The 23,750-nt window shown below is 45.9% G+C and carries 14 protein-coding genes and 1 pseudogene; 5 read left to right on the top strand and 10 right to left on the bottom strand.

Annotated elements, in window-relative coordinates:
• The 7 genes from LMH68_RS05520 to gltB (LMH68_RS05490) all read right to left on the bottom strand — a co-directional run bounded on the left by LMH68_RS05520 (window position 1) and on the right by gltB (LMH68_RS05490) (window position 14,726).
• Window positions 1–954, bottom strand: coding sequence for a cobalamin biosynthesis family protein (locus LMH68_RS05520; RefSeq protein ID WP_229647462.1), 954 nt, complete (start codon window positions 952–954; stop codon window positions 1–3).
• Window positions 955–964: 10 nt separating this feature from the next.
• Window positions 965–1,660, bottom strand: coding sequence for a 5'-methylthioadenosine/S-adenosylhomocysteine nucleosidase (gene mtnN / locus LMH68_RS05515; protein ID WP_012603226.1), 696 nt, complete (start codon window positions 1,658–1,660; stop codon window positions 965–967).
• Between the two features lie 127 nt (window positions 1,661–1,787).
• Window positions 1,788–2,216, bottom strand: coding sequence for a DUF1499 domain-containing protein (locus tag LMH68_RS05510; protein WP_229647461.1), 429 nt, complete (start codon window positions 2,214–2,216; stop codon window positions 1,788–1,790).
• A gap of 172 nt (window positions 2,217–2,388) precedes the next feature.
• Window positions 2,389–3,801: an FAD-dependent oxidoreductase gene (locus LMH68_RS05505; RefSeq protein WP_017059302.1), complete on the bottom strand. Its 1,413-nt coding sequence runs from the start codon at window positions 3,799–3,801 to the stop codon at window positions 2,389–2,391.
• Between the two features lie 16 nt (window positions 3,802–3,817).
• The gene (gene gltB, locus LMH68_RS05500; RefSeq protein ID WP_229647460.1) at window positions 3,818–8,281 is read right to left on the bottom strand and encodes a glutamate synthase large subunit; all 4,464 of its coding nucleotides are present in this window, start codon (window positions 8,279–8,281) and stop codon (window positions 3,818–3,820) included.
• Window positions 8,282–8,709: 428 nt separating this feature from the next.
• Entirely contained in the window at window positions 8,710–10,179 is a 1,470-nt protein-coding gene (locus LMH68_RS05495; RefSeq protein WP_017066517.1) for a glutamate synthase subunit beta, read from the bottom strand.
• Complete coding sequence (gltB, locus tag LMH68_RS05490; protein ID WP_017059305.1) at window positions 10,179–14,726, bottom strand: glutamate synthase large subunit; 4,548 nt, start codon at window positions 14,724–14,726, stop codon at window positions 10,179–10,181. Before gltB (LMH68_RS05490) ends, LMH68_RS05495 begins: the two co-directional genes overlap by 1 nt.
• A gap of 529 nt (window positions 14,727–15,255) precedes the next feature.
• Here gltB (LMH68_RS05490) and LMH68_RS05485 point away from each other — a divergent pair.
• From LMH68_RS05485 to LMH68_RS05470, 4 genes are all read left to right on the top strand, one after another.
• Window positions 15,256–16,209 carry a TIGR01212 family radical SAM protein gene (locus tag LMH68_RS05485; protein WP_017059306.1) on the top strand — a complete coding sequence of 318 codons (954 nt, stop codon included), beginning with the start codon at window positions 15,256–15,258 and terminating at the stop codon, window positions 16,207–16,209.
• 91 nt (window positions 16,210–16,300) lie between these two features.
• A complete protein-coding gene (locus tag LMH68_RS05480; protein ID WP_017059307.1) occupies window positions 16,301–18,052 on the top strand; it encodes a diguanylate cyclase domain-containing protein in 1,752 nt (583 codons plus the stop codon).
• A 174-nt stretch (window positions 18,053–18,226) separates the two neighbouring features.
• Window positions 18,227–20,596, top strand: coding sequence for an aerobic respiration two-component sensor histidine kinase ArcB (gene arcB, locus LMH68_RS05475; protein WP_017062885.1), 2,370 nt, complete (start codon window positions 18,227–18,229; stop codon window positions 20,594–20,596).
• A 7-nt stretch (window positions 20,597–20,603) separates the two neighbouring features.
• The gene (locus tag LMH68_RS05470) at window positions 20,604–21,047 is read left to right on the top strand and encodes a hypothetical protein (protein WP_017062884.1); all 444 of its coding nucleotides are present in this window, start codon (window positions 20,604–20,606) and stop codon (window positions 21,045–21,047) included.
• Between the two features lie 136 nt (window positions 21,048–21,183).
• Here LMH68_RS05470 and arcA read toward each other — a convergent pair whose 3' ends face one another.
• Entirely contained in the window at window positions 21,184–21,900 is a 717-nt protein-coding gene (gene arcA, locus LMH68_RS05465; protein WP_004741534.1) for a two-component system response regulator ArcA, read from the bottom strand.
• A gap of 429 nt (window positions 21,901–22,329) precedes the next feature.
• Window positions 22,330–22,431, bottom strand: a pseudogene (locus tag LMH68_RS05460) (ribonuclease activity regulator protein RraA); the annotation flags it as partial.
• A 47-nt stretch (window positions 22,432–22,478) separates the two neighbouring features.
• On the opposite strand from LMH68_RS05460, the gene LMH68_RS05455 reads away from it, so the two are divergent.
• On the top strand, window positions 22,479–22,964 hold the full coding sequence (locus LMH68_RS05455) for a putative 4-hydroxy-4-methyl-2-oxoglutarate aldolase (protein ID WP_017059310.1): 486 nt from the start codon (window positions 22,479–22,481) through the stop codon (window positions 22,962–22,964).
• A gap of 112 nt (window positions 22,965–23,076) precedes the next feature.
• Here LMH68_RS05455 and LMH68_RS05450 read toward each other — a convergent pair whose 3' ends face one another.
• Window positions 23,077–23,535, bottom strand: a complete 459-nt coding sequence (locus LMH68_RS05450) for a hypothetical protein (protein ID WP_017070076.1) — start codon at window positions 23,533–23,535, stop codon at window positions 23,077–23,079.
• Window positions 23,536–23,750: the final 215 nt, after the last annotated feature.

Raw genomic sequence — 23,750 nt, 5'->3', positions numbered from 1 at the left:
CTAAATCCCTTGGTGAATAAATAGTAAGGCTAGGCTTTGTAAAAATATCCAGATAGCGATGCGACCAAAGAGTAGTTTCTGAACCTGAGATAGATGCAGAGCTGACGGTGCGATTCTTCCGCCTAATTTTGCGCGAATGGCTTTAGTGTTGTCGTAAATCGCAGGGCCACCCAATGATAGTTCAAGCTTGTTGCCAACAGCCGTGATCAACCAGGCTGGGCCGGGTAGTGGCCAAGAGCGACTTTGGACTAACATCATCTTAAATGTGTGCGTTGCTTTATCACCACATACGATCATCAAAGCAAACAAACGCATCGGTATAAATTCGAGAATCGCGACTATCTTGATCGCCGTTGAGCCGAACGGAGAAAATTGCTTGCGACTTGGCGACCAAGCTCGAGCTAACTCGACCACAAGGCGATACATTAACGCAGCGATTCCACCACCAATGGCGTACCAGAAAAACACACAAACTACGTTACGAGCGTAACCCATGATGATGGTTTCTGTGGCGGCTTTGCCGAGGCCAAGTGACGAAAGTGATTCGGTTTGACGATTGACAATCGGAGCCAGTAACTGACGAGCGGCCGCTTTATCTTCTCGGCCAAGTGCTTTGATCAGTTGGTTAGCCAGCTTTTCATTATTGCGCCAATCAATCGCGAGTAATAACAGTGCCAATTCAAACAGTTGAGATTGCCAAACCAACGATTGCAGTGCCAAGAGAATAACCAGAGTTGGCAGTACCATTAACCCCCAAGCTAATGTACCTGAGATTAAGCTTTGGGAATAGTTGTGGTTGTTATTAACCTTGCTTGCTAAAAGCTCAGCAAACTTATGCCATAAGGTCGTGGGGTGTGCGGCATGGGGGATAGGTAAAATTAAATGAAAAAGCAGTGCTCCCCACATCACAAGGAGCACGCCATTTGCAAATACCTGATCAAACAGTGTTTGCATGTCTAGTCGCTTACTTTAGTAGGGCAACCATCTTGATAACCATTTCAGAAGAGCTTTGCGCTGCTAGTGGCAGGAACTCTTCGAAGCTCATTGGTGATTCTTTGTCTGCAACATCAGAGATTGCACGAACAACCACGAATGGTACTTGGAATTGGTGACAAGCTTGAGCGATAGCCGATGCTTCCATCTCTACAGCTACCACTGATGGGAAGTGCTTACGGATGAACTCTTGGCGTTCTGCTGTACAAACAAATGCGTCACCAGTACAGATAAGGCCACGAACGGCGTGCTTATCTTCCATTTGTGCTAGTGCTTGTTCTGCAACAGCCATCAGCTTGTCGTCAGCTTTGAACGCTGCAGGTTGACCTGCCATTTGGCCGATTTCGTAACCGAAAGCCGTAACGTCTGCATCGTGGTGACGAACTTCAGTAGAGATAACCACATCGCCAAGGTTCAGTGTTGAATCAAAACCGCCAGCAGAGCCCGTGTTAAGAACGACATCTGGTTGGTATTCGCTTAGTAGGATTGAAGTACCAACAGCCGCTGCTACTTTACCAATGCCAGATTGAAGCAAAACAACGTCAACACCATTTAGCTGACCAGAGAAAAAGGTACAACCGCCTTTATTAACTTCAGTAATGTCTGAAATTGCTGCTTTTAGGATCGCAACTTCTTGCTCCATTGCGCCAATGATGCCGATTTTCATGTGTAGTCTCTTAATAAATAATATTTAAACAGTAGAGCGAAATTGTAGCATGGATAAGAAGTGTCGAGCGACTGCCCAGAGGCACTTCTCATCCGAATAGTAGTGATTTATCTGCGTATTCTTTTATCTATTTGATTAGGTCTTCGCTTTTCAAGCTAGCACGAAGTTGTTCAGCTCGTTTTCGGTTTACGCCAAAATCAGAATGGCCAGTACGAGACTCTGAACGCACGATCAGTTTGCCATCCGTGATCTTAAGCTCTAAGTCATCGACAAAACGCATGATGCGAGAGGTACATTCAACACGCAGATAATCTTCTGTTTTACTCGCGGTTTTCGATCCCGGTAAGGTTAGTGCAACCTGCTCAATCGCATCCAAGTTCGCTGAATCTGACAACTCAAACGCGGCCAATGCGTGCTGCTCACGGTCATCTTGAGTTGATACGCAGTTTGGTTTGTCTCCACAAGGTGATGAAGTTCTGTCTTTCATGTCCGTGATTCCTTGGCTGCAAGCGGTTAAAGTCAAAAGAGATAGAGAGAGGAGAGCGGCTTTTTTCATAGTGTTTCCTATGGCGTTGTTTTAATTGTAGTTATAGGTATTGGCTTGTTTGCGATTGTTTTACGTATTTTTCGATATGCTTGTGATAAACGTATCTAATTCAAAAAAGGATCCATCATTGGATCCCTTTTTTATAGTAACGGCCTGAGTAATAAAGGATACTTTAGATTAGTCACACTTCTAGGTAGTCCAAGATCCCTTCTGCGGCTTTACGGCCTTCATCGATAGCGGTCACCACTAAGTCAGATCCTCGAACCGCATCGCCACCTGCAAATATCTTGCTGTTGGTGGTTTGGTATTGAAACTCTTGTTTGTTAGGAGCCTTGATGCGACCCCACTGATCGAGCTCCACACCGAAAGGTTCTAGCCATTCCATCGTATGAGGTTGGAAACCAAATGCCATAATTACGGCATCAGCCTCAAGAACATGCTCACTGCCTTCGACAGGTTCTGGACGACGACGGCCTGCTTCATCAGGCTCACCCAAAGCGGTTTTCACGAATTTCACACCAACCACATGACCAGCGCTGTTAAGCTCTAAGCCGATAGGTTGTAGGTTGAACTTGAACTTCACCCCCTCTTCACGTGCATTTTTTACCTCACGGCGAGAACCTGGCATGTTGGCTTCATCTCGGCGGTAAGCACACACCACATCTGCCGCATTCTGACGAATAGAGGTTCGAACGCAGTCCATCGCCGTATCACCACCACCAAGCACGACGACTTTCTTACCTTGCATATCGATAAATGGGGTTGGGTTTTCCAGTTCCATGACCTTGTAGGTATTAGAAATCAAGAATGGCAGAGCATCATAAACGCCCGGTGCATCTTCGTTGTCTAAACCCGCACGCATGTTTTTATAGGTGCCGACACCAAGGAAAACAGCGTCGTAGTCATCGACGAGTTGCTGAAGTTGTACATCTTTGCCGACTTCGGTATTCATTTGGAACTCGACGCCCATCTCGCTAAAGATACGGCGACGATTTTCCATGATGCCTTTCTCAAGCTTGAACGATGGAATACCAAACGTCAGTAGGCCACCGATCTCCGGATAGCGGTCAAACACAACGGCTTTTACGCCATTACGAACTAGGATGTCAGCCGCCGCTAGACCTGCTGGCCCCGCACCGATGATCGCGACCTTTTTATCAGTCCACTCAACGTGAGACATGTCAGGCTTCCAACCCATCTCAAAGGCTTTGTCGGTAATGTACTTTTCAATATTGCCAATGGTTACGGCACCGAAATCGTCATTGAGGGTACAAGAGCCCTCACACAAGCGGTCTTGAGGGCAAACTCGACCGCAAACCTCAGGCAGGCTGTTGGTTTGGTGAGACAGTTCAGCGGCTTCGATAATGCGCCCTTCATTGGCAAGCTTAAGCCACTGAGGGATGTAGTTGTGAACAGGACATTTCCATTCACAGTATGGGTTACCACAGTCTAAACAACGGTCTGCTTGCGCTTTCGCTTGCTGTTTAGTGAAAGGTTCGTAGATCTCTACAAACTCAATCTTACGTATCTTGATTGGTTTCTTCGCTGGGTCTACGCGATTCACATCAATAAATTGGTATACATTCTGGCTCATTATTGGCTCCTTCCAATTATTGCGCTTGAACACGAAGTTCAGCTGAGCTGCGGCTTTGGTGGCCGAGCAAGGTGTTCAGATCCGCCGTCTTTGGCTTCACTAGGTAGAACTTTGGAATCCATTCATCAAAGTTCGCCAGAATAGCTTCAGCGTGTACTGAGCCAGTCTCTTCTAAGTGCTCTGCAATTAAGCCACGCAGATGTTCTTGGTGGATAAATAAGTCAGACAGAGAAAGTGCCTCGACCGACTCGTTATTTACTCGACCTTGGAAGTCTTCGTTCTTATCCATGACATAAGCAAAACCACCTGTCATACCGGCGCCGAAGTTGACGCCAGTTGCGCCAAGAATGGCAACAATACCGCCGGTCATGTATTCACAGGCGTTGTCACCAGCGCCTTCAATCACAGCAACCGTACCTGAGTTACGTACGCCAAATCGTTCGCCAGCCGTACCAGCTGCAAACAGCTTGCCTCCAGTTGCGCCATACAGACAGGTGTTGCCTATGATGGTCGCTTCGTTACAAGTAAATGCGGTGCCTTGGTGAGGCTTGATAACCACTTTGCCGCCAGCCATGCCTTTGCCAACATAGTCATTGGCATCGCCTGTTAGGTAAAGCTCAACGCCGCCTGCGTTCCAAACCGCAAAAGACTGACCTGCGGTACCGTCGAGATATAACTTGATTGGTGAACCTGCCATCCCTTGGTTGCCGTATCGCTTAGCAATTTCACCAGAGATACGAGCGCCAATCGAGCGGTCTGTGTTGATCACGTTGTAGTAGAGGCTGGTGGATTGGCGCTTCTCAATTGCATCGAGTGCATCATCCAGAATCTGCTGGTTGAGCTGAGCTTTATCAAATGGTGCGTTTGGCTCGGTCCAAAACAGTGGGTGACCTTCTGGAGATACCGGAGCTTCGAGTATTGAAGAGAGATCGAGCTTGCTCTGTTTCGCGGTGAGGCCTTGAACGGCTTCAAGTAAATCCGTGCGACCAATCAGGTCCGTGAGTTTTTCTACGCCGAGTTCTGCAAGGTATTGGCGAACTTCATCGGCTAGGCCTGTAAAGTAGTTCACCACCATGTCTGGCAGGCCTTTGAAGTATTCGCGGCGTAGTGTTTCATCTTGAGTCGCAACACCCGTCGCACAGTTGTTTAGGTGACAAATTCGTAAGAACTTACAACCCATTGCGACCATTGGCGCGGTACCAAAACCAAAGCTTTCTGCACCGAGAATCGCACCTTTAATCACATCAAGGCCAGTTTTTAAACCACCATCGACTTGCAGGCGGATCTTATGACGAAGCCCGTTAGCAACCAGTGCTTGTTGAGTTTCTGCTAAGCCAAGCTCCCAAGGGCAACCTGCGTATTTTACCGAGGTTAGAGGGCTTGCCGCGGTACCGCCATCGTAGCCAGAAATGGTGATCAGATCGGCATAGGCTTTCGCTACACCAGTTGCAATCGTGCCTACACCCGGTTCCGATACTAACTTTACTGAAACCAAGGCTTTAGGGTTCACTTGTTTAAGGTCGAAAATCAGCTGCGCTAGATCCTCGATAGAATAAATATCGTGATGTGGAGGAGGGGAGATCAGTGTCACCCCTTGAACTGAATATCTCAGCTTAGCGATTTCTGCGGTAACTTTATGGCCGGGCAGTTGACCACCTTCTCCAGGCTTCGCACCTTGCGCGACCTTGATCTGCAAAACATCCGCATTGGTTAAGTAATGTGGCGTCACACCAAAACGACCGGAAGCTATCTGCTTGATACGAGAGTTACGGTCAGTACCAAAGCGTCGAGGGTCTTCACCACCTTCACCAGAGTTTGAGTAACCACCCAAGCGGTTCATCGCCATTGCTAATGCTTCATGCGCTTCTGGGCTCAAAGCACCGATCGACATTGCCGCAGAGTCGAAGCGTTTAAACAGATCGCTGTTAGGCTCGACTTGCTCTAGTGGTAGAGGCTGATCGGCTTTTTTGAGGCTCATTAAGTCGCGTAACATCGCAGCTGGACGAGCATTTACTTGCTTAGCAAAAGAGAGATAATCCGATGTCTCACCTGTTTTTACTGCAGTTTGCAGAGTGCCAACCACATCAGGGTTATAGGCGTGATATTCGCCGCCGTGTACGTATTTGAGTAAACCACCGTGCTCGATTGGCTTACGCTTAGTCCAGGCTTTACGAGATAAGTTATAGATATCTTGCTGGAAATCGCTAAAGCTTGCGCCTTGGATTCGAGTGGTAACTCCGCGGAAACAGAGCTCAACAACGTCGGAATGTAGACCAACGGCTTCGAAAAGTTGCGAACAGCGATATGAAGCAATCGTAGAAATACCCATCTTCGACATGATCTTATACAGACCTTTGTTGATGCCGTTTTGGTAGTTCTGCATCGCGGTGCGATAGTCTTTATCTAAAGAGCCATCATCCAACATTTTACCTAATGCTTCATAAGCAAGGTACGGGTAAACCGCAGTCGCACCGAAGCCAAGTAGCACTGCGAACTGGTGTGGGTCACGAGCTGTTGCTGTCTCAACAACGATGTTGGCATCACAACGCAGGTTGGTATCAGCAAGCCTTGTTTGCACCGCACCAACCAACATGGCTGCAGGGATCGGTAGTTTTCCTTTCTCTAAACCTTTGTCCGACAGCACAACTAAAACCGCACCTTCGCTGACTTCTTGTTCGGCGCTATCACATACTGCTTTGATTGCTTGTTCTAGATCTTGGTTATTCGGGTCGTAGTGCATGCTGAGAATGACATGACGATAATGTTTTTGACTCAACTGCAGAAGCTGCTGCATGTCTGAGTAAAGCAGTACTGGTGAATCAAACGTGACACGATAGGCGTGACCGTCTGTTTCACAGAACACGTTCATCTCTTTCCCAATACTGGTCGCCAAAGACATCACGTGTTTTTCACGCAATGGATCAATCGGTGGGTTGGTGACTTGTGCAAACTTTTGACGGAAGTAATCAGTGACCAAGCGTTCTTTTGAAGAGAGCACAGCCATTGGCGTGTCGTCGCCCATTGAGCCTACTGCTTCTTGCCCCATATCACCAAGCACACGCAGCACTTGGTCTGACTCTTCGTTGCTCATCGCAAACTGTTTTTGGTAGGTCTTGAGCGTATCATCGTCAAAGCTACGCTTACCCACTTGGTCATCTTGCAGCGCAGAAAATGGCGTTAACTTGTGAACGTTCTTTTCCATCCACTCTTTATATGGGTGGCGGCCTTTGAGGTCATTGTCGATCTCATTAGATTGCCATAGCTTGCCGCGGCGAGTATCTATTACCAACAGTTCGCCCGGGCCAACACGGCCTTTCTCTGCGACTTCATCCGGTGCATAGTTCCAGATACCGACTTCTGATGCGAGCGTGATTAGATTGTCTTTGGTAATCACATAACGCGCAGGCCGCAGGCCGTTTCTATCTAGGTTACACGCAGCGTAACGACCATCTGAAAGTACGATACCAGCAGGACCATCCCACGGTTCCATGTGCTTTGAGTTGAAGTCGTAGAATGCACGTAGATCTGGGTCCATATCTGGGTGGTTTTGCCAAGCGGGCGGCACAAGCATGCGCATCGCTCGGAACACATCCATACCACCGGCAAGGAACAGGTCGAGCATGTTATCTAGGCTTGATGAATCTGAGCCTGTCTCATTCACAAAGGGTGCGGCGGTTTGTAAGTCTGGCAGCAACGGCGAAGAGAATTTATAGGCACGAGCCTTAGCCCACTGACGGTTACCTTCAATGGTATTGATCTCACCATTGTGTGCTAAATAGCGGAATGGTTGAGCCAGTGGCCAACGTGGTTGAGTATTGGTTGAGAAACGCTGGTGGAACAGACATATCGCCGATTCCATACGTAAGTCAGCAAGATCGAGGTAAAATCGCGGAAGATCGGCCGGCATACACAAGCCTTTGTAAACCATGACTTGTGTCGAAAGGCTACAAATATAGAAATCTTTGTCTTCGGTGATCTGCTTTTCAATTCTGCGACGAGCAATATATAGGCGGCGTTCGATGTCACGCTCACGCCAGCCTGCAGGTGCTGAGATAAAGACTTGTTGAATGTTTGGAACAGAATCTTTTGCGATTGGCCCCAAAACGTCGGTGTTAGTCGGCACGACACGCCAACCTGCGACGGTGAGTGTCTCTTGAGCGAGCTCTTTATTGACGATGTCTTGCGCAGATTGCGCTTTGATTGGGTCTTGGCTGAAGAAAATCATGCCGACAGCGTATTGCTTGCCGAGGTTGAAGTTATTCTCTTCTGCGATAATTCTGAGGTAAGAGTCTGGCTTCTGTAGTAATAAGCCACAGCCATCTCCGGTTTTACCATCCGCGGCGATACCACCACGGTGTGTCATGCGATCTAGGGCTGAAATAGCAGTTCTTACCAACTTATGACTAGGTTGGCCTTCCATTTGCGCTATTAAACCAAATCCACAGTTGTCTTTTTCAAGACTAGGATCATATAGAGCCATTGCAATTCTCCCTTTTGCTTCTCTGTCATCCAGACAGTAAATGACTAACTATTCATGTACTTGTTGTTTTTTATAAACTGATAGTTTGCTTTAGCCAGTTAAAACGTTATTGGTTGTGTTAACAAAACCGATTGATTTTGTTTTCATCAGCTTTACAACGTATAGCTAATTGTGTTTAAGGTCAAGTTCATGGTTAATTATCATGCATAAACGCGATTAGCCACTTAATAATCTAAAATAGTCGATGGATATCAATGAGATATAGAAGGTAAATGTTAACGAGATTTAACATATACAACAGGGTAATTTTGAAAGCGCCAAAGGCCAGATAGAAAAAAGGCTAGCATCGAGTGCTAGCCAAATATAAAAGTTAGGAAGGGTGTTGCTTTTCCTCTAGGCTAACGTCATTGACGTTAGCCCGAGAAATATTATGCGGAAAGCATGAGTGAATCAGCTTTCGCTTCTAAGTTTGAGTTACCCATTAAGAAGTCATCAATCGCAATCGCACATTCACGACCTTCATTAATACAACGTACAACTAGAGATTGACCAGTACGCATATCACCAGCAGCGAAAACGCCTTTCTGGTTCGTTGCAAAACCTTCAGAAGCGACGTTACCGCGCTCGTCCAGTTTAATGTCTAGTTGAGCAAGCACGCCGGTTGGCTCCGGGTGTAAGAAGCCCATTGCTAGGAATGCCATGTCACAAGGAATAACACGTTCAGAGTTCGCGACTTCATCAAAGCCTGGACGCTCACCTGGTTTCGCATCTTGCCAAACGATGTCAGCAATACGTAGACCCGTCACTTGACCTTGCTCGTTACCGATGAACTCTTTGGTTAAGATGTTCCAGTGACGTTCACAACCTTCTTCGTGAGAAGTGGTGGTTTTCATGATCATTGGGTATTGAGGCCAAGGCATGTTTGCAGGGCGCTTCTCTGGTGGGATCGGCATGATCTCAACCTGAGTAATGCTCGCTGCCTTATGACGGTTTGATGTACCCACACAGTCAGAGCCAGTATCACCACCACCGATAACCACAACGTGCTTATCTTTAGCGTGAATCTCTTCTGTTTTAAGATCTAGGTTGTTAGCACGGCGGTTGTTTTGACCAAGGAATTCCATGGCAAAGTGAACGCCTTTCAACTCACGACCAGGGATTGGCAAGTCGCGTGGAACCGTAGAACCACCCGTTAGCAATACCACATCAAACTCTTGGCGTAGCTGCTGAGCGTTAACATCAACACCGATGTGTTGGTTAACTTTAAACTCAACGCCCGCTTCAGCCATTAGGTTGATCTTACGATCAATCACGTCCATACCCAGTTTGAAATCTGGGATACCGAAGCGAAGTAGACCACCGACTTTCTCGTCACGTTCAAATACCGTTACCGAGTGACCAGCGCTGTTTAGCTGCTCCGCTGCGGCTAAGCCAGCAGGACCTGAACCGATAACTGCGACAGTTTTACCTGTGCGAGAGCGTGGTGTTTTAGGTTTTGCGTACCCTTCACGGTACGCAGTTTCAACAATCGTTTTCTCGATATTACAGATAGTGATTGGGTCTTGGTTGATACCAAGAACACAGGCACTTTCACAAGGAGCAGGACAAACACGACCGGTAAACTCAGGGAAGTTGTTGGTAGAGCTTAGGATATTCCAAGCCTCTTCCCAGCTGTCACGGTAAACCGCATCATTGAATTCTGGGATGATGTTACCAATCGGACAGCCGTTGTGACAGAAAGGTACGCCACAGTCCATACAGCGAGAGGCTTGAGTATTGATCTTTTCACCAAACTCTTCGTTAAGTACGAACTCTTTGTTGTCTTCAATTCGAACTGACGGGTCGAGCTTCTTTGGAAGCTCACGACCGTGTTCTAAAAATCCAGTAGGCTTACCCATTATACTGCCTCCACTTCTTCCGTTTGTGCCTGTTGTGCTTCAGCTTTACGCTTTTCAAGAACAGCTTTGTAGTCGCGTGGCATTACTTTAACTAGCGATGCAACACTTGCTTCAAAGTTGTCTAGGAAAGATTGAGCAACTTCACTTCCTGTGAATTCAACATGCTTAGTTAGCATATCCAGTAGAAGATCTTTATCTTCTTGTTCAATTGGATCTAGGTCTACAAGTTCAGGGTTGAGCTTGGTTTCGAAGTCACCCGCTTTGTCCCAAACATAAGCAACACCGCCACTCATGCCCGCAGCAAAGTTACGACCTGTTGAACCAAGGATAATGGCAACACCACCAGTCATGTATTCACAACCGTGGTCACCAACGCCCTCAACAACAACCTTCGCACCTGAGTTACGAACACAGAAACGTTCGCCTGCCATACCGCGAATGAAAGATTCACCTGAGGTCGCACCGTAGAAACATACGTTACCAACCACGATGTTATCTTCAGCAACGATAGAAGATTTCGCATCTGGGTACAGTACCAAAGTACCGCCAGACAGACCTTTACCCCAGTAATCGTTCGCGTCGCCTTCTACTTCGAACTTAACGCCTTTCGCAAGGAACGCACCGAAAGATTGGCCAGCACTACCGTGGAACTTAACGTTCATTGGTTGTGGTAAACCTTGGTCTTTGTAAACCTTCGAGATTTCGTTCGACAGCATGGTACCAGCAGAGCGGTCCGTGTTGATGATAGGGAAGCTCGCATTCACGGCTTCGCCTTTCTCAAGAGCTGGAATCGCAGCTTGAATCAACTTGCGGTCTAGAACGTCTTCTAGGTTGTGGTTTTGTTGCGTCTGGTTGTAGATACCATCTTCTTCACGTGCCTGCTCAATGTGCAGTACAGGTGTTAGATCTAGGTTCTTGTACTTCCAGTGGCCGATGTCGTCACGAACTTTAAGTTTGTGCGATTGACCTACCATCTCATCGATAGAGCGGAAGCCAAGTTCAGCCATTACCTCACGCAGACCTTCAGCCATGTATTGGAAGAAAGTGACTACGTCTTCTACGCGGCCGTCGAAACGCTCACGCAGAGTTTTGTTTTGTGTTGCGATACCAACAGGACAGGTATTCTTGTGACACTTACGCATCATGATACAGCCTTCAACAACCAATGCTGCTGTTGCTACGCCCCATTCTTCCGCGCCAAGTAACGTTGCTACTGCAAGGTCACGTGGTGTTTTCATCTGACCATCAGACTGAACAACGATACGGTTACGTAGGCCGTTTTTCAGTAGTGTTTGGTGCGTTTCTGCTAGACCTAGTTCCCAAGGCAGACCTGTGTGACGGATAGAAGACATCGGAGATGCACCCGTACCACCATCGAAACCTGCGATAAGTACTACGTCAGCTTTCGCTTTTGCTACACCTGATGCAATCGTACCTACGCCAGCTTCTGATACTAGCTTCACGTTGACACGGCCGTTACGGTTCGCGTTCTTCAGATCGTAGATTAGCTGAGCCAAATCTTCGATTGAGTAGATATCGTGGTGTGGCGGTGGTGAGATTAGACCTACGCCTGGAGTCGAGTGACGCGTCGCGCCGATCCAGTCATCAACCTTATCACCAGGTAGTTGACCACCTTCACCAGGTTTTGCACCTTGAGCCATCTTGATTTGTAGCTCATCAGCGTTAGATAGGTAGTAAGACGTTACACCAAAGCGACCAGAAGCCACCTGTTTGATTGCTGAACGTTCCCAGTCGCCGTTTTCTTTACGTTCGAAACGTGCTGGATCTTCACCACCTTCACCTGAGTTTGATTTCGCGCCAATGCGGTTCATCGCAACAGCCAGTGTTGAGTGAGCCTCATGCGAGATTGAACCAAAGCTCATTGCGCCGGTTGCGAAACGCTTAAGAATGTTCTCGATTGGTTCTACTTCTGCTAGAGGAATAGAGCCTGCAGGGTTCTTGATGAAGTCCAGTTGGCTACGTAGCGTTGCTGCGTTGTCGCCTTGGTCATCAACTGCTTTTGCGTACTTCTTGAACTGACCGTAATCTTTGTTACGCGTCGATTCTTGAAGTAGAGAAATCGTTTCTGGGTTGAATAAGTGTTTCTCACCACGTTGTTTCCACTGGTAAACACCACCAACATCAAGGATCTGAGCTGGAATTTCACGAGCTGGGTAACCAACACGGTGACGAACCAATACTTCTCGCGCGATATCGTCGATCGTTAGACCTTGGATACGAGAAACAGTACCTGTGAAGTATTTTTCAACCACTGATTTGCTAACACCAAGTGCTTCAAAGATTTGTGCACCGTGGTAAGACTGCAGCGTAGAGATCCCCATCTTAGAGAAGATCTTAAGTAGACCGCCGTTAACACCTTTACGGTAGTTATCGAATAACTCACGTGGGTGTACGTTTGGATCTAGCTTTTTAGTACGTTGCAGTTCAACAATCGTTTCAATAACTAGGTATGGGTTAACTGCGTTTGCACCATAACCGATAAGCGTTGCAAAGTGGTGTGTCTCACGAGCGTCGCCCGTTTCAACAACGATGTCACACTTAGCACGTAGACCTTTACGGATTAGGTGGTGGTGAACCGCGCCAACCGCCAGCATTGCTGGAATAGCGGCATGGTTAGAGTTAACCGCACGGTCTGTCAGTAGGATGATAGAGTAGCCATCAATCACTGCGTCTTCTGCGTATTGGCAGATACGCTTAAGTGCGCGCTCTAACTTACCTTGGTCGCCATTTGCTTGGAATACGATATCCAGCGTCTTCGCCTGAAGGTGCTCGTTATCGATTGCACGCAGTTTTTCTAACTCAGAGTTAGACAGTACTGGAGACTCAAGTTCTACTTTTTGACAGTGCTCAGGTGTTTCAGCAAGTAAGTTCTGGTCTTTACCTAGGTAAGTGTTCAGAGACATAACCATGCGCTCACGAATCGGGTCGATCGGCGGGTTAGTTACTTGTGCAAACAACTGTTTGAAGTAGTTTGAAAGGTGCTGCGATTGGTGAGAAAGAATCGCTAGCGGCCAGTCAGCACCCATTGCAGAAAGTGGCTCGTAGCCTGTTTTCGCAAGAGGTAGAATGATTTCGTTTACTTCTTCAGAACTCACGCCAAACGATTGTTGTTTGTGTAGTAGTTTCTCTGGAGAAGGTTGGCTAAATTCGTTGCTCGCATCCGGTAGCTTTTTCAGGCTCAGAAGGTTCTCTTCAACCCACTTTTCGTAAGGTTGTGCTTTAGCAATGCTGTCTTTCACTTCTTCATCAGAAATGATGCGGCCTTGCTCAAGGTCAGCAACGAAGATACGACCTGGTTGTAGACGACCACGGTACTCAACGTTTTCAGGTGCAATCTCAACAACACCAGACTCAGACGCCATTACTAGGAAGTCGTCTTTAGTTACTGTGTAGCGAGAAGGACGCAGACCGTTACGGTCAAGTGTTGCACCTACTTGAACACCATCGGTGAAACATACTGATGCTGGGCCATCCCATGGTTCCATTACGTTCGCGTGGTACTGGTAGAACGCACGACGAGTTGGATCCATGTTTTTGTTTTCTTGCCATGCTTCCGGGATCATCATCATCAACGCGTGTGGCAGAGTACGACCTGAAAGAACAAGTAGTTCCAGTGCCATATCGAAGTTTGATGAATCCGAACTACCTTCCTGACAGATAGGAAGCAGCATGTCGATTTCAGCTTGTGTAAACAGATCCGATTCTAGGATTGCTTCACGTGCTTTCATCCAGTTCAGGTTGCCGCGAACCGTATTGATTTCGCCATTGTGCGCGATGTAACGGAAAGGCTGAGCTAGACGCCAACGTGGGAATGTATTGGTAGAGAAGCGAGAGTGTACTAGTGCTAGAGCTGTCACCATGGTTGGGTTTTGCAGATCTAGGAAGTACTGAGGAACTTGTTCAGTTGTTAGCTGACCTTTGTACACCAATGTCTTGTAAGACATAGAGTTGATGTAGAAGTCATCACCGATATTTGAAACGCTTTCTAGGCATACACGAACCGTGTAGTTACGTAGAACATACAGTTTACGCTCAAGCTCTTCTGGTGTGATACCAGGGCCGCCAGAAATAAATACGTGTTCAAATTGAGGTTCAGTGCTTAGTGGGTCAGCACCAATCATTGAATTGTCCGTTGGAAGTTCACGGTAACCGATAACTTCTAACTCAAGGCGTTGTGCATTGCGTTCTAGAATGTCACGACACTGTGCACGTTTGTGTTCATCTTTAGGGAAAAGTACAACACCAACACCATATTTTTCAAAAGATGGCAGCTTAATTCCAAGCTTTACGGCTTCTTCTAGTAAGAATTCGTGCGGCTTCTGTAGCAGGATACCTGCACCATCACCAGAACACGGATCGCAGCCTTGGCCACCACGGTGTTCCATACGTGCAAGCATATCGAGTGCTTGAGTTACTACATCATGAGATTTGCGATTCTTTAGATGCGCAACAAAACCGATACCACAAGCGTCATGCTCCAATTCAGGAGTATACAGACCCTGTGAGTTCTGCTCTTGATCTACCATAGATACATCCTTCCAGTTAAATCTAGGCGCAACTTATTTGTATAAAGTCAGCCTTGTCCTTTTATATTTATGGGTCTAAACCTGCCTATGCTGGCGGTTTGAATCCTTTCCGTATCTCGCAGGAAAAGTATTGCGAGAAAAACAATCCTTAGTGATACCTGTTTATTTTTAACCACAAACTAGTGGTTTATATAGGTGGGAGTTAGATATCACCGACTTATTAGCAAGTTTTCGTTGTAAGTAAATACTCAAAAATAGCCAATATGTGTAAGTATCCTACAATTTTGTCTAGGCGAATTGCAATGAAAGTTGACCCATGTAGACCATTTTTTTCGTTTTATTTTGAATTTAATGCCTAACAAATGTGCAACATTAGGCAAATAGAGCCGATTTTTTGCATGTTTATTGATATTTGTTAGGTTGCTCGCAAAAAGCCTTGAGTAAACTAATTGGTCGAATTTTGCAGGGATGTAATTTTTTTTCAAAAAAGACTGATATTCATTCTTATTTACTTGAGTGCTTTGAAAATATGCAATTACACGAGTTGGTCAATACTATCGGCCAAGACCTTCAACGCCGTTATGGCGAGAAGGTTCACAAGCTGACGCTTCATGGTGGTTTCAGCTGCCCAAACCGAGACGGGACAATTGGCCGTGGAGGTTGCACGTTTTGTAACGTGGCTTCCTTTGCCGATGAACAAACTCAAATTCAAAGTATTGCTGACCAGCTAAAAGATCGTGCGGGTGAGATTGCTCGTGCCAAGAAGTACCTGGCTTACTTTCAGGCGTACACCAGCACTTATGCTGAGGTGCAAGTGCTCAAGAATATGTATGAAGAGGCGCTAAAAGCACCCGGTGCAGAGATCGTCGGCCTTTGTGTTGGTACGCGACCAGACTGTGTGCCTGATGCGGTGTTGGATCTGTTAGCGGGCTACGTTAAACAAGGCTATGAGATTTGGCTCGAGCTTGGCCTGCAAACCGCCAATGATAAAACCCTCAAGCGAATTAACCGCGGCCACGATTTTGCGGTGTATGAAACGATCACCCAACGCGCACGCGCTTTAGGTATCAAGGTGTGTACTCACCTGATTGTTGGTCTACCAAAAGAAACCAAAGCGGATAACCTTGAAACCTTAGACAAGGTATTAGCCGTTGGCACCGATGGTATTAAGCTGCACGGCCTTCATATAGTAGAGGGCAGTACCATGGCTAAGGCGTGGAAGGCAGGAAAGCTAGAAGCCCCAAGCCTTGAAGAGTACATCGATATCGCGAGTGAGATCATTCAACGCACGCCTGCGGACGTGGTTTATCACCGTGTTTCTTCAGCGGCGAGACGCCCAACCTTACTTTCTCCTTTATGGTGTGAGAACCGCTGGTTAGCGATGACTGAAATAGGTCGTTCGTTGGATAAAACCGGTGCTCAAGGCATCAAAACGGGCTCTGCATTCGAGTACACGTTGCCTGTTTTAAACGCGGCCAATTAATAGAAATGGGTGACTGTAGGTAACAGCAGATAAAACCAATAAATAGTGGTAACATTTCCCTAACAGATTTTATGGTATAGATTGAGAATAAATGGAACTGGTAATGACTTGGTTGTGGGACAGGGCGTATGGCTACGGTATTTATATCGTTGTTGTATTGCTGATTGCTCTCATCTGCTGGCATCTCTATTCTCGTTATCAGTCGCATATCGAAACGCTTCTACTTGCTACCCCGTCGCCACTCTACTTTGTTGATGTTCGAAGTGGCGAAATACTCTATGCCAATCGCCAAGCCATGCAGTTGCTTGGTATCCGCCAAATCGGTGTTAATTTTCGCTTTCCTACTGTGGAAAGCGAGAACAGCTTTCGTCACTACTTAACCAACCACATCAACTCTCGAGCCTTCGAGCAGGTCTCCCTGTGGGCGCTTTCTGAATTTGAGTCGTTCAAGATCAACTTGATCGGTCGTAAGATCCATTTTAGAAATAAGCAGGCTTGGATGATTCACGCCTCACCTTATAAAAACACTAACGAAGAACTGTCCCAAGAAGTTCGAGAACTGAATGTTGCTCGTACCGCTTTGGATTCTTTGTCTGAGCTGATCTACGTGAAAGATCAGAAAGGTCAGTTAGTGACGAGTAATCGCTCGTTTAAAAAGTTTTGGCATGGTCGTGCTGAAGAGGGCACCCTGAGTGTTTCTGGTGGAGTATTAAAAGGTCGTGTAAGTGAACGCTCTTGGACTACAGATCAAGATGGAAAAAGCTGCTTGCTTGAAACCTACCAAAGTGTGCTGCTTTCCCAAGATGGAGAAACCATCGGCACGCTCTCTATTAGTCATGATGTGACCGATTGGCATGACATGCAGCAGAAACTGCGTGGCGAGATGGAGAAGCGAAAAGATACCGAAGTGGCACTTGCGCAGCGTGACACCATCTTGCAAAACCTCCTGGAGGCCAGCCCAGACTCGATTGGTATCTTTAATGAAAACATGGTTTATCAAGCGTGTAATAAACCATTTGTGGCTGCGCTGGGTATCTCTGAAGTCAGTGACTTGATCGGTAAACGTTTACAAGATGTGGTGCCACATAGCATCTATACGCGAATATCAGAAACCGATCATCAAGTGCTTCATCAAAGTAAATCACTGCGTTATATCGACAAAGTGGTCTCAAGTGATGGAACATTTACTTGGTATGATGTAGTCAAATCACCGTTTAGAGATCCAGCATCGAGCACTAATGGTGTGTTGATCATGGCGCGTGATATTACAGAGCGTTATCTAGCAGAACAAAAGCTTGAAGAAGCCAACCTTGAACTTGAACGCCTCAGCTTTATGGATAGCCTGACTAAAGTGTCTAACCGACGTCGTTTCGATGAACAGCTCTCTACACTGTGGCATTATCATGTGCGTGAGAAGCTGCCACTGACGATCATGCTATGTGATATCGACTTCTTTAAAGGCTACAACGACTTTTACGGACACCAACAAGGCGATGATGCTTTGATTCAGGTTTCTCAGGCATTTAAGCAGGTGTTGAATCGTTCATCTGATTGTGTGGCTCGTTATGGTGGTGAAGAGTTCGGCTTTATTCTGCCAAATACAACGACCGAAGGTGCTCAGCTGGTGGCGCAGCGTATTCATGATGAAGTCCTAAAATTGGAACTTGCGCATGAGAAGTCGACAGTCTCTGAATTCATCACGGTGAGTATTGGTATTATCTCTTACATTCCTACACCTGATGATGAAATGGAATCGGCTGTTGCCTTGGCTGATAGTGCGTTGTATCAAGCGAAATCAGACGGTCGCAACCGTTCAATGGTGCATCCATACTCAATTCGCTAACGCTATAAAATTGGCAATTTGATTATCCCCGGCTATTTTTGCTTAGTTAGTATTTGTATTGGTTAATTAACCTTCGAAATTACCGCTGAACACTTGCTGCGTGTGATGTAGCTAGCTTACCTCCCATCTTCAAACAGGGTAGAATGTTGCTAGTCTTATCGCATGGAGCGCTAAATGAAACCCATGAAAAATCTTGCCCAGTATTACGTGGATCTACTCGTAAAACTGGGGATTGTCCGCTTTTCTATCTTACTCGCCCTAGCGCTTGTTGCCCTCGCTGTTGTTGTGCAAGTCGGTATCACCCTTGCACTCAAAGGCAATGTTGATGACATCGACATTGTCCGTTCAGTTTTCTTCGGTTTAGTGATCACGCCTTGGGCGGTTTATTTTCTGTCAGTGGTCGTGGACCAGTTGGAAGAATCACGTCAAAGGTTAGCGAAATTGGTCTCTAAACTTGGCGACATGCGTGAGCGAGACCAAGAACTCAACAATAAAATGCAGCTCAATATCGAGAAGCTTAATCAAGAAATTGAAGAGCGTGAAAAAGCGGAAGAAGCGCGCGCAGAAGCAATGCAAGATCTCGAAAACGAGGTGTTCCAGCGCGAGCGTACTCAGCTTGAACTCGCAGAACGTACTGCACTGTTACGCTCGTTTATCGATGCCTCGCCTGACCTTATTTACTACCGTAATGAAGATGGTGTGTTCTCTGGTTGTAACCGTGCGGTTGAAGAGCTCACTGGTAAAACAGAAAAAGAGCTAGTTGGTTTAACTCCTTGGGATGTTTACAGTAAAGAGGTCGCTCAGCAAGTTGTTGAAACCGATAAGAAAGTATTTGCTGACAACCAAGCACTGACTTATGACCAATGGCTTGAATACCCAGATGGCCGCAAGAGTTACTTCGAACTGCGTAAAGTGCCTTTCTACAGCAAAGATGGTCGTCACTTGGGCTTGGTTGGTTTTGGCCGCGATATTACTGAACGTAAAGAGCATCAAGAGTCGTTAGAAAAAGCCAGCCGCGATAAGACCACCTTTATCTCAACTATTAGCCACGAGTTAAGAACGCCGCTCAACGGCATCATTGGCTTGAGCCGCATGCTGCTTGATAGCCAACTGACCACCGAACAGCGCAAGCAGATGCAAACCATCAAGGTGAGCGCGGTGACACTGGGTAATATCTTCAACGATATTATTGATATGGATAAGTTCGACCGCCGTAAGCTTGAACTCTTCCCTACGCCTATTAACTTTGAAGATTTCGTTGTCGAGATCGAAAGTATCTCTGCGTTGATGGCTGAGCAGAAAGGGTTAAGGTTCGATCTAGAAAGATTGTCTGATCTTCCAGCTGCTGTTGAGGTGGATGGTACTCGTCTTAGACAGGTACTGTGGAACCTTGTTAGTAACGCGATGAAGTTCACCAAAGATGGTGGAGTGGTGATGACAGTCAGCGCCGACATTGATGGTGACTTTGCCAACATTACGATGGAAGTGGAAGATACTGGTATTGGTATCCCTGAAAGTGAAATCGAGAAGATCTTCGCGATGTACTATCAGGTGAAATCGGGCACGGACAACTTGCACGCTGTCGGCACGGGTATTGGTCTCGCTGTCTCTCAACAGCTAATTAATATGATGGATGGCCACATTGAAGTCATCAGTGAAGAGGGCTTTGGCAGTACCTTTACGGTTTCGATTCGAGTTCCAGTGAATCACGATACTCAGGCTCTGATCAAAACGCCAAGAAAACAGTCGAATCTTAAGATCTTTATGGTCGAAGACATTGAACTCAATATCACAGTGGCTCGCTCTCTACTTGAAAGCCTTGGCCATGAAGTGACAGTCGTGATGACGGGTAAAGAGGCGCAAATTGCTTTCAATCCTGAAGACTATGATTTGGTGTTGTTGGATATCCAACTGCCAGATATGACGGGTTTCGATATTGCTCAATACTACCGCGAGAAATACAGCCAGCTACCGCCTTTGGTGGCGTTAACTGCGAACGTATTAAACAACAAGCAAGAGTACTTCCAGAAAGGCATGGACGAAGCGATCAGTAAACCTTTGTCGGTTCGAGCTATCCAAGATGTCATCAGTGAACTTATCGAAGATGCACCAGAGGTAATTGAGAAGGTAGCGGGCACCGATAAGGTTGAGAGCATTGATAAAGTCGACGCGAGTAAGCCTGTTCTTTCAGAAATTGATACCACTTTGCTTGATATTGATATGCTAGAGTCTTATGTTGATATTGTTGGACCGAAACCGGTTTTGGATAGCATCGCGATGTTCGAAGATATGATGCCGGAGTATATGGAAATATTGAACTCCAACATGGTCGCGAAAGATAAAGCCAGTATCGTTTCTGAGGCTCATAAGATTAAAGGTGCTGCAGGTTCTATTGGTCTGAAACGCATCCAACAAGTTGCCCAGAAAGCTCAATCTCCAGATTTGCCTGCGTGGTGGGAGAACATTTCAGATTGGGTTGATGAGATAAATAACGAATACCAGAATGACATTGAAGTTTTAAAGAGTTGGTTAAATCAAAGGTAGAAGAATAATGAAAAAATTAGCATTCGCCGCATGTGTAGTGGCATTAGCGGGTTGTTCTGCGCCACAAGTAGAATGGCAGCAAGATAATCAAGTCGAAGTATCTGCAGCAACAGTTACCATGAAAAGCAACCTTTGGCACAACAAGATGCCAACGATTGGCGAGACTCAAGATAAGACTCTACATGGTGCTATCTACCTAGAGTCAGACTCACAACTGCCAGCAACGCTTGCGGTTGAAAGTGTTACGGTTAAACAGGGTGCAGACACCTTGTTGGTAACGGCTGACGATCTTGATTTAAGAACACACAGTGAAACTCAATGGGAAGTCGCGTTTGTATGGCAGCTAGAAATCGACAGTGACAAGCCTGTTGATGTGGCGGTGGAACTTAAAGATGGCGAAACCGTGAAGTGGTTAGTAGAGAAAGACGTTAAGGTGGATACGGTTTACTAAAATCTTATCCAATTAAGAACAATAAAAAAGGGAGAATGCGTTGGCATTCTCCCTTTTTAATAACTATTGATGACGCTTCTAGTGTTCAAAACACTTACTGGTGAGTAGTGCTAAATGGTAAGAGGCGCGAATCGAATTAGTCTTCTAGGTCACCACAAAAGCGGTAGCCTTCACCGTGAATCGTTGCGATGATTTCTGGCGTACCAGAAACAGATTCAAAGTGCTTACGAATACGACGGATTGTTACGTCTACAGTACGATCGTGTGGCTTAAGCTCACGGCCAGTCATCTTCTTAAGAAGGTCAGCACGTGTTTGGATCTTACCTGGGTTCTCACAGAAGTGAAGTAGAGCACGGAACTCTGAACGAGGTAGCTTGTAGCCTTCGCCATCTGGGCTAACCAGAGAACGACTGTTGATATCTAGTACCCAACCGTTGAACTCATACTTCTCAACGCTACGCTTCTCTTCTTGAACAGAGCTTGTGCTCATTGAACGGTTCAGAAGGTTGCGTGCACGGATAGTCAGTTCACGAGGGTTGAAAGGCTTAGTGATGTAGTCATCAGCGCCGATCTCTAGGCCAAGGATCTTATCAACTTCATTATCACGACCAGTTAAGAACATAAGCGCTACGTTTGCTTGCTCACGTAGTTCACGCGCAAGTAGTAGGCCATTCTTACCTGGAAGGTTGATGTCCATAATTACAAGGTTAACTTGGTTGTCAGATAGCACTTGGTGCATCTCTTCACCGTCGCTAGCCTCAAAAACAGCATATCCCTCTGCTTCAAAAATACTCTTTAGAGTGTTACGAGTTACTTGCTCATCTTCAACGATAAGAATCTGCGGGGTTTGCATTTGGCGGTACCTAAATTTGTGACGAAACTGTGCTAATAGAATAAATTCTAGGCAAAAACATAACATACAGGTAATGTATTTTTGATGATAACTTAAAGTTTTCAAAAAAACACTTACTTCCAGCTATCTGCCTTCCTTGAAGTATTGCCCAATAACGTAGATCCAGTACGCCTTTCAATCATTCTGTTAGTGATTGCAGTGGATTCTATAATGTTAACAGCATGCTAACAACGCGAGAATGTTAATTCCATTCACTTTGTTGATTTACATCAATTGCCGTATCGCAACAAACTTTAATAGTATGGCTACAACTTAACCAATGTTATGGTGATTATTTAGCAGCAAAACTAGAATGATTATTCGAGATGCTTCTCACATCTTGCCTGCTAAAGACCGGATTATGAACCAAGGAAGCTGAAAGCTGTCTTAAGAGTCTAGTAGATAAATATGCTCAATCAACCTTTATTGAGTAATAAATTGAGCATAGAACAATGAAAACAAAGGATTAATTTTAATAACATATAAAAGCATAGAGGCTAGCCTGACATAACCGGTAACGCCTTACTCACGGAGGATATATGCACGATATAACACCCGACTTGTGTGATGAGTTTGAAAGCGAAGTCACCCTACTGAACATGCCATTGCAGAACTTCGGCCAACGTGGTGCGTTCTTTGGAAAAATTGTAACAGTTCGTTGTTATCACGATAATTCCAAGGTTCGCGAGGTTTTAGAGACCGACGGCTGTGGCAAAGTGCTTGTCGTTGACGGAAATGGCTCATGCCAGAAGGCGCTGCTTGGCGATCAACTCGCTATTCTCGCGATAGAAAACGGTTGGGAAGGCGTGATTGTAAACGGTGCGGTGCGTGATGTAGGCATGATGTCGCAAATGGACCTTGGCGTTCAGGCGTTAGGTGCATCGCCATTCAAAACAGAGAAACGCGGTGTCGGCCAAGTGAATGTGACACTCTCTATACATAATCAACTGATTCAGCCTGGTGACTATATTTATGCCGATTGGAATGGCGTGTTAATTTCATCTGAGCTGTTAATTGAATCGTAACTGACTCAAATTGAATGCCGTTGATAGATTAGAACGGGGAATGGTTTGTGATGTACTAAAAGTTTGGATCTCAATCCGCACTAATCTGTTAATAAAGAACAAGCTAAAGAGACTAAAAGCGAAACCCTAGTCCCACTTCAACACCTTGCTGCCACTCTTCATAATCAAGGGTGGCATGCAAATCTAGGTTATCTGTTAGTTGCACTCGGCTGGAAACCTCTGCGGCTACCGATTTCTCATTGTCTTCGGTCTCGTCTTTATAGGTGTGTAGAGAACTGTTAAAAGAGACTCTTTCTGAGAACTGATAACTGACACCACTCAAGAATCCACTTTCCTGTTTCAGTGCCGCACTATTGATACGTGTACCGACGTAAAGATCCACATCTGAAAACAAGCTATAAGAGTAGCCACTGTCTATCTTCCAAGTATCGAAGCTTTCACTCGACGCGTTTTGTGTGGAGATAAAGAATTTATGAGAAGAACTATCGATCTGGCTGGGTAGTAGAGGCAAGCTATTCGCTGAACAAACAACAGGCATAGCAAAAGCCAAAAGAATAAGTAATCTCTTCATTTCCCACTCCTGATGTCATTATTATTGTTCTTCGAACGTTATCGTTCAATTAAAGCACAGAACTTGTACGTTCGCTGCACAATCGATATAGCATTTTGTTGTGACTATATATGCAATTGATCACTCTTGCCTGTTCAATGAGTAAATCCAGTATCTTAAGTGAAGGTTTATACAGGGTGTTTTATCCCTTAAATGACGGTTTGCTCTGAAAAACG

It is taken from the genome of Vibrio sp. F13, assembly GCF_020806305.2.
Classification (GTDB): domain Bacteria; phylum Pseudomonadota; class Gammaproteobacteria; order Enterobacterales; family Vibrionaceae; genus Vibrio; species Vibrio crassostreae_C.
This window is presented reverse-complemented; position numbering and strand designations above follow the sequence as displayed.